The organism is Methylophilus sp. 42 (assembly GCF_000384155.1).
GTDB lineage: Bacteria > Pseudomonadota > Gammaproteobacteria > Burkholderiales > Methylophilaceae > Methylophilus.
The window spans coordinates 2,437,018-2,452,405 of the sequence record NZ_KB913031.1; the positions used below are offsets into that span (position 1 = coordinate 2,437,018).

The 15,388-nt window shown below is 51.1% G+C and carries 17 protein-coding genes and 1 tRNA gene; 10 read left to right on the top strand and 8 right to left on the bottom strand.

From position 1 onward, the window contains the following. Positions 1-5: 5 nt before the first annotated feature. Genes MET42_RS0111545 through MET42_RS0111555 form a run of 3 tightly spaced genes read left to right on the top strand, consistent with a single transcriptional unit; the run spans position 6 to position 1,674 of the window. Complete coding sequence (locus MET42_RS0111545; protein WP_019883171.1) at positions 6-512, top strand: TlpA disulfide reductase family protein; 507 nt, start codon at positions 6-8, stop codon at positions 510-512. Continuing rightward, positions 513-923, top strand: a complete 411-nt coding sequence (locus MET42_RS0111550) for a CopD family protein (protein ID WP_019883172.1) — start codon at positions 513-515, stop codon at positions 921-923. Between the two features lie 4 nt (positions 924-927). Then, complete coding sequence (locus tag MET42_RS0111555) at positions 928-1,674, top strand: hypothetical protein (RefSeq protein ID WP_019883173.1); 747 nt, start codon at positions 928-930, stop codon at positions 1,672-1,674. Positions 1,675-1,720: 46 nt separating this feature from the next. Here MET42_RS0111555 and MET42_RS0111560 read toward each other — a convergent pair whose 3' ends face one another. Then, on the bottom strand, positions 1,721-2,218 hold the full coding sequence (locus MET42_RS0111560) for an SRPBCC family protein (RefSeq protein WP_019883174.1): 498 nt from the start codon (positions 2,216-2,218) through the stop codon (positions 1,721-1,723). Between the two features lie 150 nt (positions 2,219-2,368). Between MET42_RS0111560 and MET42_RS0111565 the strand changes: the two genes are divergently transcribed. The 5 genes from MET42_RS0111565 to MET42_RS0111585 all read left to right on the top strand — a co-directional run bounded on the left by MET42_RS0111565 (position 2,369) and on the right by MET42_RS0111585 (position 6,223). Next, positions 2,369-2,935 carry a TetR/AcrR family transcriptional regulator gene (locus tag MET42_RS0111565; protein ID WP_019883175.1) on the top strand — a complete coding sequence of 189 codons (567 nt, stop codon included), beginning with the start codon at positions 2,369-2,371 and terminating at the stop codon, positions 2,933-2,935. Positions 2,936-3,020: 85 nt separating this feature from the next. Beyond that, the gene (locus MET42_RS0111570; RefSeq protein ID WP_019883176.1) at positions 3,021-3,989 is read left to right on the top strand and encodes a carbohydrate kinase family protein; all 969 of its coding nucleotides are present in this window, start codon (positions 3,021-3,023) and stop codon (positions 3,987-3,989) included. 71 nt (positions 3,990-4,060) lie between these two features. Then, on the top strand, positions 4,061-4,519 hold the full coding sequence (locus tag MET42_RS0111575) for a glycine zipper 2TM domain-containing protein (protein ID WP_019883177.1): 459 nt from the start codon (positions 4,061-4,063) through the stop codon (positions 4,517-4,519). Between the two features lie 164 nt (positions 4,520-4,683). Beyond that, positions 4,684-5,472 (top strand): GNAT family N-acetyltransferase, encoded by a 789-nt coding sequence (locus MET42_RS0111580; RefSeq protein WP_019883179.1) that lies wholly within the window; start codon positions 4,684-4,686, stop codon positions 5,470-5,472. A 1-nt stretch (position 5,473) separates the two neighbouring features. Beyond that, entirely contained in the window at positions 5,474-6,223 is a 750-nt protein-coding gene (locus MET42_RS0111585) for a 1-acyl-sn-glycerol-3-phosphate acyltransferase (RefSeq protein WP_232411536.1), read from the top strand. Between the two features lie 13 nt (positions 6,224-6,236). On the opposite strand, the gene chrA is transcribed toward MET42_RS0111585, so the two are convergent. The 6 genes from chrA to MET42_RS0111615 all read right to left on the bottom strand — a co-directional run bounded on the left by chrA (position 6,237) and on the right by MET42_RS0111615 (position 12,837). Next, entirely contained in the window at positions 6,237-7,604 is a 1,368-nt protein-coding gene (gene chrA / locus MET42_RS0111590) for a chromate efflux transporter (protein WP_019883182.1), read from the bottom strand. 164 nt (positions 7,605-7,768) lie between these two features. Next, positions 7,769-8,530 carry a TSUP family transporter gene (locus MET42_RS0111595; RefSeq protein WP_019883183.1) on the bottom strand — a complete coding sequence of 254 codons (762 nt, stop codon included), beginning with the start codon at positions 8,528-8,530 and terminating at the stop codon, positions 7,769-7,771. Between the two features lie 14 nt (positions 8,531-8,544). Further along, positions 8,545-9,384 carry a symmetrical bis(5'-nucleosyl)-tetraphosphatase gene (locus MET42_RS0111600; protein WP_029512418.1) on the bottom strand — a complete coding sequence of 280 codons (840 nt, stop codon included), beginning with the start codon at positions 9,382-9,384 and terminating at the stop codon, positions 8,545-8,547. A 78-nt stretch (positions 9,385-9,462) separates the two neighbouring features. Further along, positions 9,463-9,966, bottom strand: coding sequence for a cytochrome c5 family protein (locus MET42_RS0111605; RefSeq protein ID WP_019883185.1), 504 nt, complete (start codon positions 9,964-9,966; stop codon positions 9,463-9,465). Between the two features lie 150 nt (positions 9,967-10,116). Next, positions 10,117-11,601, bottom strand: coding sequence for a choice-of-anchor I family protein (locus MET42_RS0111610; RefSeq protein ID WP_019883186.1), 1,485 nt, complete (start codon positions 11,599-11,601; stop codon positions 10,117-10,119). 96 nt (positions 11,602-11,697) lie between these two features. After that, positions 11,698-12,837 (bottom strand): sugar phosphate nucleotidyltransferase, encoded by a 1,140-nt coding sequence (locus MET42_RS0111615; RefSeq protein ID WP_019883187.1) that lies wholly within the window; start codon positions 12,835-12,837, stop codon positions 11,698-11,700. Between the two features lie 160 nt (positions 12,838-12,997). Here MET42_RS0111615 and MET42_RS0111620 point away from each other — a divergent pair. After that, positions 12,998-13,074 (top strand) — tRNA-Arg (locus MET42_RS0111620). Positions 13,075-13,391: 317 nt separating this feature from the next. Here MET42_RS0111620 and MET42_RS0111625 read toward each other — a convergent pair. Next, positions 13,392-14,267 (bottom strand): PhzF family phenazine biosynthesis protein, encoded by an 876-nt coding sequence (locus tag MET42_RS0111625; protein WP_019883188.1) that lies wholly within the window; start codon positions 14,265-14,267, stop codon positions 13,392-13,394. Positions 14,268-14,991: 724 nt separating this feature from the next. Here MET42_RS0111625 and MET42_RS0111630 point away from each other — a divergent pair. Further along, complete coding sequence (locus tag MET42_RS0111630; RefSeq protein ID WP_029512419.1) at positions 14,992-15,387, top strand: YccF domain-containing protein; 396 nt, start codon at positions 14,992-14,994, stop codon at positions 15,385-15,387. Position 15,388 lies beyond the last annotated feature (1 nt).

Here is a 15,388-nt window from a genome sequence, read left to right on the forward strand (position 1 = left end):
TTCAGATGTCTACATTCAAATCTAAGTTTAAAAAATGGGTAGTGCCACTGGTCGCGCTGGCCCTGTTTGCAGGGCTGGCCTTGGCTGTAATGCAAAAACCGCAAGCGCCCGAGGTCACCTTCACCACCCTGAGTGGCGAAAAAATCAGTATGGAATCGTTGCGCGGTAAAACCGTGCTGGTTAATTTCTGGGCCACAGATTGCCCGGGCTGTATCAAGGAAATGCCAGACCTGATCAACACCTACCAGCAATACAAAGACAAAAACCTGGTGGTGATTGCCGTCGCCATGCCTTACGACCCACCCGCGCAAGTCGCCAATTACACCAAAGAAAAAAACCTGCCTTTTACCGTCATGCATGATGGCTACGGCGAAATGGTGAAAGCCTTTGGCGACGTCAACCTGACGCCCACCACCTTTATTTTTGACGCGCAGGGCAATCGCCTGCAAAAAACCATAGGCGAACTCAACTTTACCGAGTTACGTCAGCTATTAGACAAGGAAGCCAGCTAAATGCTGTGGGTTAAGGCGTTCCACATTATTTTTGTCACCAGCTGGTTTGCAGGCTTGTTTTACCTGCCGCGCATTTATGTCAATCTGGCCATGGAGCAGGATCCACAAGCCCAGGCCAGATTACTGCTGATGGCACACAAGCTTTACCGCTTTATGCAACCATTGATGTTACTGGCGCTGGCTTTTGGCCTATGGCTATGGTTAGGTTATGGCTTCAAAGGCGGCTGGCTGCATGCCAAGCTGACACTGGTGATTGCGCTGATCGGCTACCATCATTATTGCGGCAGACTGTTAAAACAATTCCGCGCACAGCAAAACCGCCACAGCCACGTCTGGTTCCGCTGGTTTAACGAAGTGCCGGTAATGCTATTGGTTGCCGTGGTTATTCTGGTCGTGACCAAACCGTTCTAAGCGCATGCTGGACGCGCTGCTGCAATCCGAATGGTTGATACGCATGCTGGACAAGTCTGGCAAGCATGCCGCGCACAAGCTGTTCGCACTCTTCAACATTCTCGATGACCTGCTATCCAGCCCGATGGCGCAATTGCCAGCCAACACGACAACAGACATTAACCCGCCTGACAGACTGCAATACTACCTGACCGCCCAGGCACAACTGGCAGGCGCCAGATTGCCGGACATGCTGGCCAATCAGTTGTATTTTATGGCGCGCAGTGCCTGCCAGGAAAAATTGCTACATCCACAATCCAGCGCCCTGCAACATGCCAGGCAAGCTGCGCAGGCACTGCTTGATGTGCAAACCAGACGCGAAATCAACTGGCTAGCCATCCGCAACTATGGCGTGGTCATCGTGACATTATTGTTTGGCGTCATCGGCGGATATTATTGGCACATGCAGATCACGCCAGTACCCGCGCTGCAAGCAAAAGCGCCAGAATACTCGCCGCCTGCGCACCCTCTGTCACACGAAGCCAGCCCCTCTGAAACCGCTGCCATTTACAGCCGCCTGGAAACCATGAAGCACGGCGATTGCCGCTTGCTGGAAGCGATTCAGCTGCCAGAGCGACTGAAAAGTATATATATCGAAAACATCATCAATGGCCATGTCACCACCAATCGCGATGAGCAAGTGCTGGTCAACCAATTGCTGGACCAGGTGAAATGTAATTACACCCCCAAGCTGATGCTGAACTCCAAATAAAAAAAGCCGTCGCAATCACGACGGCTGATCATTCACATTTGCCCAATTACTGGAATAATGTTTTTAGCTGATTCAAACCACCATCGTAAACGCCTTTAATCGTATCAGAAGCCGCTTTTTCGTCAGCCGGCGCTTTTGGCAAGAAATGACCTTCCCACACCACCACAGACTTGCCGTCGCCATTGCTGTGCACACTCACGGTAGACGCGTATTCATTCACAGGCAACACGCTATCGGTGATTTTGTAAGAATAGCTTTTAGATTTGGCATTGTAGGCCGTCAATGTTTCGTTAATTTTGCCGCCATCCTGCAAGGTTAATACGCGCTTGGCACCGGCATGGTTATTTTTACCAGAGACAATTTCAGTTTTGGCCACGGCCGGATGCCAGGCGCCGAGATCGCCAAAATCAGCGACTTTTTTCCAGACCACATCGACTGGCTGATTAAGCTCCACCGACTTGACCACAAATAACGGCTCCGCCGCAAACGCGCTGCCTGCAGCCGCCAATAATGTTGCTAATACCAATGATTGTAGTTGACGCATGATGTTCTCCTGTTGTGATTGATTGTCCATAAAACTATACTATACGGTATAGTATATTTAACACGACAATTAAAACTAAATCAATAGGATTTATTCCTTGCGCCTTGGCTTACCTCTATACAAGGCGGTATAGAGTGCTATAATCAAAGCATGAATACTTTAAAGCAAAAGATTCTTCAGGTTTCCACTGACCTGTTTCAGACGCGCGGTATCAATTCCACTGGCGTGGATACGATTGTGGCCGTGGCCGGCACCACCAAAATGACGCTTTACAAGTATTTTGAGACCAAGGAAGAACTGATCCTGGCCGTGTTGCAGCAAAGCCATCAGGACTTTCAAAACTGGATGAATGAAAAACTGGGTGGCCTGGGTGGCAGCCCGAATGAAAAAATCCAGAAACTGTTTGAATTCATTGAAGAATGGGTGACTTCGCCCTCCTTCACCGGTATCGCTTTTATCAAGGCCTCGGCAGAATTCCCTAACGAAGAAAACCGCATCCACCAACTGTCTTCGCAGCAATCGCGCGAGTTTCGCCAGTTCATCACCAAATTAGCGCAAGACGCCAATATTAAAGATGCCGAAGGGCTGGCACTGCAACTGTCCATCCTGTTTGAAGGCGCCGTACAGGCCGAACAAATCAAGCGTGGTTCCGGCGCAATCAAATCGGCAAAAAAAGCCGCCAAAACCTTAATCGACATGGCCATCAAACAATCCTGAGCCTCATCAGGCTTTCAGCACTTGCCAGCCGCCTGTCTGGCGGCAATAATAGCCTCACTTTCAATTAAAGACTTTAAGCGGATTCATGAACATTCTTATTTGCGGTTCACTGGCCTACGACACCATCATGGTGTTTCCTGACCAATTTAAAAACCATATTCTGGCGGACAAAATCCACAAACTCAGCGTTGCCTTCTTGGTGCCGGAGATGCGTCGTGAATTTGGCGGTACCGCGGGCAACATCGGTTACAACCTGCAATTGCTTGAAGGCCAGCCACACATCATGGCCACCGTGGGCGATGACTTTGCGCCTTACCAAGCCTGGCTGGAACAAAACAATATTGACCCGCGGCATATCACAACAGTGGCAGGCACTTATACCGCGCAGGCGTTTATCACCACTGACATGGATGACAACCAGATCACAGCTTTTCACCCAGGCGCCATGCAGCATGCACACGCCAATAGCGTGAATGATGCGCGCGACATCAAGCTGGCAATCATTGCGCCAGATGGCCGCGATGCCATGTTCCAACATGCCAAAGAATGCCACGATGCGGGTATTCCATTTATGTTTGACCCTGGCCAGGGCTTGCCAATGTTTAATGGCGAAGAACTGTTGCATTTTATTGAAATGGCCGACTATCTGGCGGTGAACGATTACGAGTCACAAGTCATCCAAGACAAAACAGGGCTATCATTAGAACAACTGGCGGCTAAAGTAAAAGCGCTGATTGTGACCTTGGGTAGCGAAGGCTCACATATTTATGCCGATGGTCAACGCCATGATATTCCATGCGTTAAAGCAGAGTCTTTGGTAGACCCGACTGGCTGTGGCGATGCTTACCGTGCCGGCTTGTTATACGGCATTGTGCGCGGTTGGGACTGGAAGGCTTGTGGCCGCCTGGCATCCACCATGGGCGCCATCAAGATTGGCAGCCGCGGCGGCCAGAACCACCAGCCAAGCAGGACAGAGATTGAAAACATTTATAGCCATGCACTGGTACAGGATGCGCTCAAAGAAGACCCATCCCTGCGCCAGACTGCCAGCTAAGCAATGTGCATTAGATATAAGTGATTTACGTTAAATAGTGAAGTGATGTGTGTAAATACTAGGAGAGAAAAATGACAACACGCGTATTAAAATGGATGACTGTCGCAGTGATCGCAGCGGTATTAGCGGCGTGCGCCAGTTCAAACTCTGGCAATGTGTATTCACGAGACGAAGCGCGTAAAGCACAAACAGTCAAAACCGGTGTGGTGGAAAGTGTACGCTCCGTGAAACTGGAAGGCACCAAGTCACCTGTCGGGACCATTGCCGGTGGCGCCATTGGCGGTATCGCGGGTAGCTCGGTCGGTGGCGGCAAAGGCAGTGCGATTGCTGCCGTGATTGGCGCAGTCGCCGGTGGCCTGGCGGGCTCTGCCGCAGAAGAAGTGGCAACGCGTAAAAATGCTTACGAAATCACAGTCAAGCTGGATGGCGGCGGTTTGGTCGCCATTGTGCAAGAGGCTGACGAGCAATTTAACGCGGGTGAGCGTGTGCGTATTGTTGAAAGTGGCGGCACCTCCCGCGTTTCTCACTAAGCGCGGAAATAGCTTCATTTAAAAGAGCGACCATGGGTCGCTCTTTTTTATTTAGCGCGAGCAGTTTAGTCACTGGCGGCGTCACACAACTGTCACACCAACGTCACCAATCGTTCATGTGACACTCCTAATATCTCGCTAAACCTCAACCAAGGAGTTGCGTGATGTTAGAACGCCATCTGCAAGAACACGGCACATACCAGGCAGAAATTCAATCGCCAGCCGACACCACCCGTAAGCCAGCCTCAACCCTGAGCGTGGCACTGGCCACCAGCGCAGAAGAGATCATGGAAGCACAACGCCTGCGCTACCAGGTGTTTGCTGAAGAAATGGGCGCACAAATCAAAGGCCAGCAAGGGCTGGATGTCGATGGCTTTGATGCATTTTGTGATCATTTACTGGTGCGCGACGATGCGACCCAGCAAGTCGTTGGCACTTACCGTATATTGAACCCGATGCAAGCCATGCTGGCAGGTGGTTACTACTCCGCTGGCGAGTTTGATTTAAGTCGTTTGGCCCCGCTGGCGGACCGCACGGTAGAAGTCGGCCGCGCCTGCGTACATGCGGACTATCGTAGCGGCGGCACCATCACTATGCTGTGGGCAGGCCTGGCCAAATACATGATGGCGCGCCAGTATGAGTACATGATCGGTTGCGCCAGCATCTCCATGCACGACGGTGGCCATACCGCGGCGTCCCTGTTTAACAACTTGCGTGACGACTATTTGTCGCCTGCAGAATACCGAGTGTTCCCGCACAATCCATTACCGATTGATGCCCTGGATCAATCCCTGACCGTCGCTTGCCCGCCACTGGTCAAAGGCTACTTGCGACTGGGCGCCTATATTTGCGGCGAACCAGCCTGGGACCCTGCTTTTAATACGGCAGATATGCTGGTATTGTTACCCCTGTCTCGAATGAATCCCAGATATGCTGCGCATTTCTTGAAATAACTTGCCACAAACCTCAATGATCGTTCGCGGGTGGCGTATCACCCGCATCACACTGCATGTCCTGACAGGTGTCACCTTAGCCGCCATTGTGTTGCCAGTGTGCAACCGCTGGATGCGGCTCGGCCTGATTCAATGGTGGTGCAAGCGCCTGTTGCACTGCTTTAACCTGCGCGTGACTACCAGCGGCGAATTACCCGATATCCGCACCCACGGCGTATTGTTTGTGGCCAACCATATTTCCTGGTCAGATATTCATGCCATCAACAGCATCATCCCGGTGCACTTTGTCGCCAAGCTGGAGATCAGGGACTGGCCAGTCTTTGGTTACCTGGTCAGAAAGTCCGGCACCATTTTTATCAACCGTACGCGCAACCGCGATGCGGCGCGTGTGGTGAATATTTGCAGCCATGCGCTCAAATTGAATGACAATCTATGCGTGTTTCCGGAAGGGACTACCACCGAGGGCCTGAGTGTACTGCCGTTTAAAAGCAGCCTGATTCAGGCGGCTATTGAAGCCAACACCAAAATCATCCCGGTAGCTATTCATTACCCACTGCCTGATGGCCAACCGAACCTGGACGTAGCTTACGCTGGCGACACCTCGATCATCGAGTCGATGAACGCCTACCTGAAAATGCAGCAACCGACGGTGCACTTGCATTTTGGTACGCCAATTGCAGCCAGCGGACAATCACGACAACAGCTGGCTCAACAAGCACACGCGCAGATTACCGCAACATTATTTGGTTAAATGGCCGGCTGACCTAGCGCAGCCATTGCACCAGCATCCCCACCACTGCAGACGCAGCAATCACGGCAATCACATTCAGTTTAAAACGCGCCAGCGCCAACCAGGCCACGACGGCCAGGCCGATGGCTAGCCAGTCTATACCAGGGAACCATGTGCTCTGCAAAAACACATGGTAAGCAAAAAACAGGGCCAGATTTAAAATCACGCCGACCACGGCAGCGGTAATGGCACTCAGTGGTGCCGTGAGGCGTACATTGTCACGTGTATTTTCAATCAGCGGCGCACCGCTAAAAATAAATACAAAACTGGGCAAAAAGGTGAAAAAAGTCACCACCGTCGCCGCCAAAAAACCCGCCAGCAATGGCCCATCTGCTGCCAGTGCCTGGTTGAGCCAACCACCAACAAAACCGACAAAGGTTACCACCATAATCAATGGGCCGGGCGTGGTTTCGCCCAGGGCAAGACCATCCATCATCTGCGCCGGGCTGAGCCAGTGGTAATGATCCACGGCGCCCTGATAGACATAAGGCAAGACGGCATAGGCACCGCCAAAAGTCAGCAAGGCCGCTTTGCTGAAAAACCAGCCCATTTGCGTCAACGCCCCCTGCCAGCCGAAGTGCCACCACAAGCCAGCCATCACCAGCAGCCAGAGTACCGCCCCCGTGACTGCAATGCGCACCATGCCCAGCCAGCTAAAACGTGCATGTGCCGGTGTGGGCGTGTCATCATCGATCAGGGCACGGCCAAAATGATGCGTGGCTGCACCATGGCCGCCCACGGTAAAGAGTTTGGGAGCCAGATGCCCACCGATAAAACCCAGGCTTGCCGCGGTCAGCACGATCAAAGGAAACGGCAATTTGAACAGGAAAATCGCCACAAAGGCCAAGGCAGAAATCGCCCACATGACGCGGTTTTTTAACGCGCGCGTGCCAATGCGGTAAGCCGCAAACAATACAATCGCTACCACCGCCGGTTTAATGCCGTATAAAGCACCCGCCACCGTCGGCACGTGACCATAAGCCATATAGACCCAGGCCAGTAACACCAGCATAAAAAACGAAGGCAAGACAAACAGCACGCCGGCGATCACGCCGCCCCAGGTGCGATGCATGAGCCAGCCAATATAGGTGGCCAATTGCTGCGCCTCCGGGCCAGGCAAGACCATGCAATAATTGAGCGCATGTAAAAAACGTTTTTCAGATATCCAGCGTTTTTGCTCGACCAGGTCATGATGCATGATGGCAATTTGCCCGGCCGGGCCGCCAAAACTGATCAGGCCGAGTTTGAGCCAATACCAGAAAGCCTGCCTGAGCGACACTGGTGCAGGTGATGTGTGTATGTCAGTGGAGGAAGTCATATCAGAAGAATGATGTGCGTGCATAAGGCCTCATTTCATAGGATAGTGCTCACGGCCGAGCATGACCCAAGATTTGAGCAGTCCTTGGACGCAAAGCGTCTTGAAGCGGGGAGGCTGCTGAATCCCCAGTGCGCATCATAACATGTTGCGCGCGATTGGCCATGACGGCTGTGACAAGCATGACGCCTTTAAACGACATAGGCATCTACGCCCGTTTTTAAAATCAGTAGCACCACCACCAGCATAAATACCCTGCGCACCAGCCCGGCACCATGCTTGAGTGCCAGTGCAGTCCCCACCAGGCTACCCGCCACATTAGCCACGGCCATAATCAGGCCGACCTGCCACCACACATGACCAGTTGCGGCCAGCATCAGCAGTGCGGCAAGATTGGTGGTCGCATTCAGCACTTTCGCCGCGGCAGAGGCATGCAGAAAGTCTTGTCCCAGCCAACGCACCAGCAGAAAAATAAAGAAACTACCGGTGCCTGGCCCGAAAAAACCGTCATACCAACCGATCCCGGCCCCAATCGCCAGGGCCAGCCACAAGCGTGCGCGAGCACTCTGGCCTCTCGGTGCATGATGCAGGCCAAATTGCGGAGATTTTAAGGTGTAAACCAGCACCAGCAGCAATACCCAGGGCAGCAATTTGCGCAAGAATTGTGGATCCGTCCAGGTCAGCGTCCACGCCCCCAGGCCTGCGCCAATAAATGCCACTAGCGCAGCGGGGACCAGCCAGGCCCAATCCAGCTGCACGCGATGGCTATAGCGCCAGGCGGCCACGGTGGTGCCAAACACACTGGAACATTTATTGGTACCGAGCAGTAAGGCAGGCGGCAGTGACGTATACGTCGACAGCAGCGCAGGCACGGTGACCAGCCCGCCGCCACCGACCATCGCATCCATGACTCCGGCCAGAAAGGCGGCCACCACGACCAGCCACAACTCCATCACAGGCGTGCCAACTACTCGCCAACCGTGCCTGCTGGCCGGTCGCGCGGATCTAAGGGCACTTGGGTAAACGCACCTGTTTCCAGCGTATAAGCCGTCAGCTGTCGTCCCCACAAACAACCTGTATCCAGCGCAATCACGCCCTCGCCCTGATACAAACCAAGCGCTGACCAATGTCCGAACAGGATGGTTTGACTGGCTTGCGCCGATTGCCGCGTAGCGACTTTGAACCAGGGCTGATAGCCAGCCGGAATATCCTGCACCTCGCCTTTGAAGGCAAATTCCATCACCCCAGTGTCATCGAGCAAACGCATGCGCGTCAGGGCATTGGTAATCGCGCGCAAGCGATCAACACCGGTTAAGCGATCATCCCAGGCGGCAGGGTGGTTGCCATACATCTGCTGCAAAAAGCTTAAATAATCTGCTGACTGCAACACAGCCTCAACCTCGACCGCCAGCGCCCTGGCCTCTGGCAAGGTCCATTGTGGATAGAGCCCGGCGTGCAGCATGGCAAAATCGTCTTCCAGCACCATCAGCGGCTGTTGGCGTAACCAGCTGAGCAAGGCGACGCCATCATCGGCAGAAAACAATGCTGTCAGCGTATCAAAGCGATGCGGTGGCCGGATATGATGTGCCACAGCAATTGCGTGCAGGTCATGGTTACCCAGCACCAGCCGCACATGCTCGCGGTGCGTGTATACCCAACGCAACACCTCCAGAGAGCCGGTACCGCGATTAATCAAATCGCCTACCAGCCACAGGCTGTCACGGCCAGGCTGAAAGTCCACCTGTGCCAGTAAATGCATCAGGGAGTGGTAGCAGCCCTGGATATCCCCAATTGCGTATCTCGCCATGGATTCTACTTTGCCAGAAAAACGAATTCACCAATAAAAAAGCCGCTTGAATCAAGCGGCTTCTCACATTCACAGCAATTACTTCTTCAAGCTGGCAGGATCAAACTTTGCACCAGCCTGATTTGCCATATAAGCCACGGCATCTGCCACTTCATGATCACTCAGGTCAGCCGCTCCGCCGCGTGGTGGCATGCTACGAATGCCTTCTGTCGCATGTTTTACCAGTGTCTCATAGCCTTGCGCAATACGTGGACCCCAGTCCCCAGCATTACCAATTTTTGGCGCACCCAATGCCCCTACGCCATGACAGGCCACACAAGTGCCTTTCACAATTTCTTCACCACTTTTTTCAACGTGAGCGCCAGCAGCTTCAGCCACTTCAATGGTCGCCACCGGTTTGATATTGGCCACGACTTTTTGCTCGACTGCGTCAGTTTCTTCTTTGGAAGGTGCGGCTTTTTCACTGCCAAACACGCCAAACAGGTAAGCCAGTAGCGAGACCAGCAAAGTGAAACCAACAATGGCACCTGGAATCGCAATAATTAACTCTTTAATGCTTGAACCTTGTTTGTAATCCGACATATCCGTATCCCGTTGCGTTAGAAAAAATATCCCCGCGATTATAACGCAGAACGACTGGACAGGAAACGCGCGCGCGGGCTTTTCCATGTACCTAAAAACAAACAGCCGGGCATGTTGCCATGCCCGGCTGAATGTAGTCAGAATGTCCGATTACTTCTGACGACGACGCATGGCAGCCATCGCGACCAGGCCCAAGCCCAGCATTGCAGCAGAGCCTGGCTCAGGCACTGCACTGATACGGAACAAGGAAGTCGTGTTGGAACCTTCGTTGGCAAATGCCAGGAAGATAGAGCCGTCTTTTTCAAAGGCGACCAGGCCTTCTGGCGCCAGATCACCATCAGACACGATCATGTCGATAAAGCTGACCTTGGTCGGGTCAGTAATATCAAACAGCGCAATCGCGCCTTTCAGGGTTCTTTCCAGACCCACCGCAGCAATGGTGCGGCCACCCAGTGTGAACAGGTCTACGCCTTCTGGCTCCACACCTTTGTCACGGCTACGGCCATCATCATAAATACCACGTGCAAACGCTTCTTTATCGAGGATATCGCCACTGTCGTACACCAGGTTGCCATCAGCATCACGGATGCTGAAAGAGCGTGCGCCTGCTGCGTACAGATCGCCTGGAGATGAATCAGTATTCGACACGCGGATATTGGCCAAGTCGCCAGTCGCGCCCAGTGAACTGGCAGCAGAGCGGTCACCGTCATCTTCACGGAAATCACCTTCGTTAGCTGTCACCAGGTAAGTATTGCCAGCCACGTCGTAGGTCGCAATCCCATCAGGCATGTACAAGCCCTTTACGTTAGCGCTGATAAAATTAACGCTGCCATTATTGAGCGGGTCGATACTGTTACCCGGCTGACTGAAGTCTTTCGCGCCCAGGCCCACCACTTTTGTGAAAGAGTTTGTGTTCAGGTCCAGGATACCAATCGCGTTGGCTTCTTGCAGCGTGACATAGGCTTTGCTGCCGTCAGCACTTACTGCAATATATTCCGGCTCGAAGTCCATACCGGTGTTGGTGCGGATATGGCTGCCAGAAGTTGCCACACCGGCCAAAGTGGCCGTCGCAGCCACAGTGCGGCTGGTCACATCAATAATTGTGACGCTACCGACCGGGTCATTGGCAGATGCGCCATAGACGCGTGGTACGCTGTTGCCGATACGTGAGCCATAGACATTTGGCGTGCCTTCGTTGGCGACCAGAATTTTGCTGCCATCTGGAGTGAATGTCAGCATGTCTGGCAATGCACCCACGGTGAATGTGTTGGTGCCTGCGGCCAGGCTTCTGCTGGAAGTGTTATACAACTGCACGATACCAGCATTGGTACGTGTATTGTTTTCAATGGCAAATGCAGCCATGCCGTTACTGATGCTCACGCTGTTGATACTGCCATAAGCACTGGTATCAATGCGTTGCAGCAAGCTACCGGTGTGCGCATCTAATACGTCTACCCCTTTTACGCCAGCCACCCACAAAGTGTTGGTGGTCGCATCAAAGGCCGGGATTTCAGACAAATAGCCACCACCACTGTGGGCAAATGTCCACTCTTTGCTAATTTGGTACGTTGTTGCCGCTTGTGCCATGCTCATGCTACCGAACAGCAAGCCCATCATTAAAGTCATTTTTTTCATGTGTTTACCCTCTCCTCAAAATTCCAGAGAGCATAGTCACCCAACATGACAAATCCTTGACGCTGGCATGTCAGAAACATGGCAACGGACTACAGACTACAGTCTGGCATAAGCGTAGTTTTGCGGATAAACCACTTTCTCGCGTGCATCAGTCCAGATAATGTCGCAATTGTCATCATCCATATGCACCATGCGGCCATTGCGGTCGACACAATACTCGCCGCACACAATGCGGTCTTCAATCGCATAACCCTGGGCAATACGCGTGTAATCAAACAAAATCGAGCGAATCACCGTGCTGTCGCGCTGGATATGGCAACCAGCGTTAATCCAGGTCGGGCCGATAATCCGGGTATTTTTATCAATACGCGAACCGGAGCCGATATACACCGGCCCCTCAATCTGCGTGTGTTCCCAATCAATATGCACATTCAGCCCTACCCACACACCAGGTTTGACCTGCTTGCCCGGAATCGGCATCGATGGGAAAAAACCCTGCATCATTTGCTGCATCACCAGCCAGTAATCGCTTACCACGCCAATATCAATCCAGTTAAACGGATGCTGGATCGCGTAAAACGGCAGGCCGCGCTGCACCAATAAAGGGAACAAATCCGAGCCAATATCAAACTCACTGCCGGAAGGAATCAGGTCTAATACTTCAGGTTCGAAAATATAAATACCGGTACTCGCCCAGTTGGAGCGCGCCTCTAACTGGCTAGGCTTCTCCTGAAAAGAAATGATACGGCCTTCATTATTAGTCACCACCACACCATAGCCAGACACCTTATCCATAGGCACCTGCATGGTCACCAGGCTCGCCAACGCGCCTTTTTCCTTGTGCTCTTTCACCGCCCGCGTAATGTCCAGGTCAATAATCGCATCACCGCACAATACAATCGTCGTGTCATCAAAAAAGCCACTAAAGTCCTGGATCTTGCGCATGCCTCCGGCAGAGCCCACCGCATGTGGCACGATCTTGCCGTCGACAATATCGCCCTCAAACGAATAGCCAATATTCACGCCAAAACGATGGCCATCTTCAAAGTAATCCTGAATCTTCTGGTGCAGATAACTCACATTCACCATGATATCGGCTACGCCATGCATGGCCAGATGCTCGATCAGATACGCCATCACCGGCTTACCCAACACCGGGATCATCGGCTTAGGCAATTCATACGTCAGCGGACGAACACGTGTGCCCTTACCCGCGGCCAAAATCATGGCTTTCATAGTGCAATACCCTTAAACAATCTTAATATTTCCTCAGGCAAGCATAGCCCCGCACTATGACAATATTATTTCAGACGCGTAGTTGTGCGCAGCAGGCAAGAAGAGAAAATAGACGGCACGCGCCAAGCCAGCGCGACTTATTTGCTATAATGGCAGGATTGCGCCCGTAGCTCAGCTGGATAGAGTATTGGTTTCCGAAGCCAAGGGTCGTGGGTTCGACTCCCGCCGGGCGCACCAGTCAGAAAAGCAAAGCCAAGATAGTGATTACTAACTTGGCTTTTTTAACCGCTTGAAAATATTCAAGACTAGCGGACTTTTAATCCGTTTGTCGTGGGTTCGATCCCCGCACACCCTACCAAAATACAAAAGACGGCTCGCAGAAATGTGAGCCGTTTTTCTTTTCTCAATGCCGAACGGCTACTCAGAGTTTTAGATTTCAGTTTTTCACTATTTTCAAGCAAGCAAAGTTTTAGCAGTTTTTCAGAATTCCGGTGTTTCAGGATTTTTGAAGTGACGAACGTTAATACAGGATCCGAATGTTAGGTGGCAGTACATTAGATGGTTAGTGTACCTTGTATGCATGTTAGTGAATTACCACCAACCTGAATCACTGAATCACTAATGGACAACTGCAAAAAACCAGCCCGGCCAATAGCAGCACCTTGAGAGGCTATAAGGTCTTTCCCCAAAAGTTCTACTTGACCAGTGGCACGAATGTAAGCAGCTACAGCACCGTTACCACTTCCACACACTGGGTCTTCATTCACACCATGAGCTGGCGCAAAAGCTCTCACCTCAAGAGACGCAATAGAATCTGCTTCATACTCTCCAAAGATTACGACTCCAGTATATCCATGTGCACTGTCTTGAATCTTCATCCGCTGTAGATCTGGTTTAGCTGCCAAGACATCCTTAGCGCTCGATAATTGAGTAACTAACCAGCGAGCACCCACATCAACCAACATAGGTTTGCTGTCCGACTTCAAGGGACATCCTAAGATAGCTTCTAGCTCATCATGCTGGCTGACTGTTAATTGAGATAACTTAGGCTCAGGTAAATCAAAAGCAATGCTCTGTTCACCTTCAGAATCTACAGTCACGGTCAGTTTGATTAGACCAGCTTCGCACTCCTGAATCACCACACCTTCACGGTCATGAATAATCCCAGCTTCTAGCAAGGCATGAGCAGTGCCTAGTGTTGGATGACCAGCGAATGGCAGCTCAGCATTAGGTGTAAAGATACGCACTCGATAATCAGCTTTAGCATCACTTGGAGTCAGTACGAAGGTGGTCTCGGATAGGTTTGTCCAGTTGGCTATTTGCTGCATTTGAATGGTCGTTAAGCCATCACCTTCAAGAATCACAGCAACAGGATTCCCTTTGAATGGTGTCTTTGTGAATACATCAACTTGTTTAAATGCAACTCTCAATTACTTTTCCTGCTTACTCCTTAGAGCTTGTAATTATGCCCTAAGTGTATAGTTATATGATCGAGCCTTGTAATGCAATCATCAGTGCCGTTTTGAGTTACACAAAAGCAACTGGAGGAGAAAGTGTTGATGCTCTAAATTTGGCTATACAATTCTTGATTGACCCTTTGAATTAGGTTTTTAATCTGTTCGAGTCCGTAGCTAAAACGTAACTTAATTAGATTGAAAGTGACTGAATGTAACTAATTTAGACTAAAAATACAAAGTTGCGAGCGTTGTAAGTCATTGATTAATAATAGTTGTAAAACCGTTTAGCTTTCTTTCAATCCGTTTGGCGTGGGTTCGATCCCCGCACACCTTAATATAAAAGACGGCTTGCAGAAATGTGAGCCGTTTTTCTTTTCTCAATCCTGAACAGCATTTCAGATTTCAGCATTTAGTTATTTCTGCAGTTTTCACGTTGACCATCTTCAAGCTCGTTCCGAAACTCACACCATCTGTTGCCCCAAGTCTAGTCATAATAGTCTGGTTGATACGATGGTAATCTCGATGGCGTTCGTTGGCCGTTATGTTGGCTTGGCGTGGAGGTAGGAATTTTTCCAGCCACAGGGGAAGATATTGTACAGGTCGTTGTAGGGCAGCCCTTTTTAAGTTATGTTTAACCAATGATCTCGTCAGCCATATGAAATTGGTTTAAATTCGCATACAAACTGGGGGAATAAAAATGCGCAGTATTGGTAATTTTCTTTGGTTCATCTTTGGCGGCTTTTTCATGGGCCTGGCCTGGTGGTTCTTTGGTATTTTGGCGTTCATAACGATCATTGGCATCCCTTGGGGAAAAGCCTGTTTTGTCATTGGCCAATTTACCTTCTTACCATTTGGTCGAGAAGCAGTGAGTCGCAACGTGTTAAATCAGAAGGATGATATTGGTACCGGTGTACTTGGGTTTGTTGGAAACGTCATTTGGTTTATCTTTGCCGGCGCATGGTTGGCAATTGGTCATCTGGTTTCTGCACTTGCTTGCTTCGTCACGATCATCGGCATTCCTTTTGGTATTCAACATCTAAAACTTGCTGTCATTTCACTCGCTCCCATTGGTAAAACAATAGTGAGTAAATAGC

What these genes read in the sequence shown, in the direction of transcription:
- MET42_RS0111595 (WP_019883183.1), bottom strand. Translation starts at nt 8,530, where the DNA reads ATGGAGTTGTGGCTGGTCGTGGTGGCCGCCTTTCTGGCCGGAGTCATG.
- MET42_RS0111545 (WP_019883171.1), top strand. Translation starts at nt 6, where the DNA reads ATGTCTACATTCAAATCTAAGTTTAAAAAATGGGTAGTGCCACTGGTC.
- MET42_RS0111560 (WP_019883174.1), bottom strand. Translation starts at nt 2,218, where the DNA reads ATGCGTCAACTACAATCATTGGTATTAGCAACATTATTGGCGGCTGCA.
- MET42_RS0111605 (WP_019883185.1), bottom strand. Translation starts at nt 9,966, where the DNA reads ATGTCGGATTACAAACAAGGTTCAAGCATTAAAGAGTTAATTATTGCG.
- MET42_RS0111600 (WP_029512418.1), bottom strand. Translation starts at nt 9,384, where the DNA reads ATGGCGAGATACGCAATTGGGGATATCCAGGGCTGCTACCACTCCCTG.
- MET42_RS0111570 (WP_019883176.1), top strand. Translation starts at nt 3,021, where the DNA reads ATGAACATTCTTATTTGCGGTTCACTGGCCTACGACACCATCATGGTG.
- MET42_RS0111565 (WP_019883175.1), top strand. Translation starts at nt 2,369, where the DNA reads ATGAATACTTTAAAGCAAAAGATTCTTCAGGTTTCCACTGACCTGTTT.
- MET42_RS0111615 (WP_019883187.1), bottom strand. Translation starts at nt 12,837, where the DNA reads ATGAAAGCCATGATTTTGGCCGCGGGTAAGGGCACACGTGTTCGTCCG.
- MET42_RS0111575 (WP_019883177.1), top strand. Translation starts at nt 4,061, where the DNA reads ATGACAACACGCGTATTAAAATGGATGACTGTCGCAGTGATCGCAGCG.
- MET42_RS0111555 (WP_019883173.1), top strand. Translation starts at nt 928, where the DNA reads ATGCTGGACGCGCTGCTGCAATCCGAATGGTTGATACGCATGCTGGAC.
- chrA (WP_019883182.1), bottom strand. Translation starts at nt 7,604, where the DNA reads ATGCACGCACATCATTCTTCTGATATGACTTCCTCCACTGACATACAC.
- MET42_RS0111610 (WP_019883186.1), bottom strand. Translation starts at nt 11,601, where the DNA reads ATGAAAAAAATGACTTTAATGATGGGCTTGCTGTTCGGTAGCATGAGC.
- MET42_RS0111550 (WP_019883172.1), top strand. Translation starts at nt 513, where the DNA reads ATGCTGTGGGTTAAGGCGTTCCACATTATTTTTGTCACCAGCTGGTTT.
- MET42_RS0111580 (WP_019883179.1), top strand. Translation starts at nt 4,684, where the DNA reads ATGTTAGAACGCCATCTGCAAGAACACGGCACATACCAGGCAGAAATT.
- MET42_RS0111630 (WP_029512419.1), top strand. Translation starts at nt 14,992, where the DNA reads ATGCGCAGTATTGGTAATTTTCTTTGGTTCATCTTTGGCGGCTTTTTC.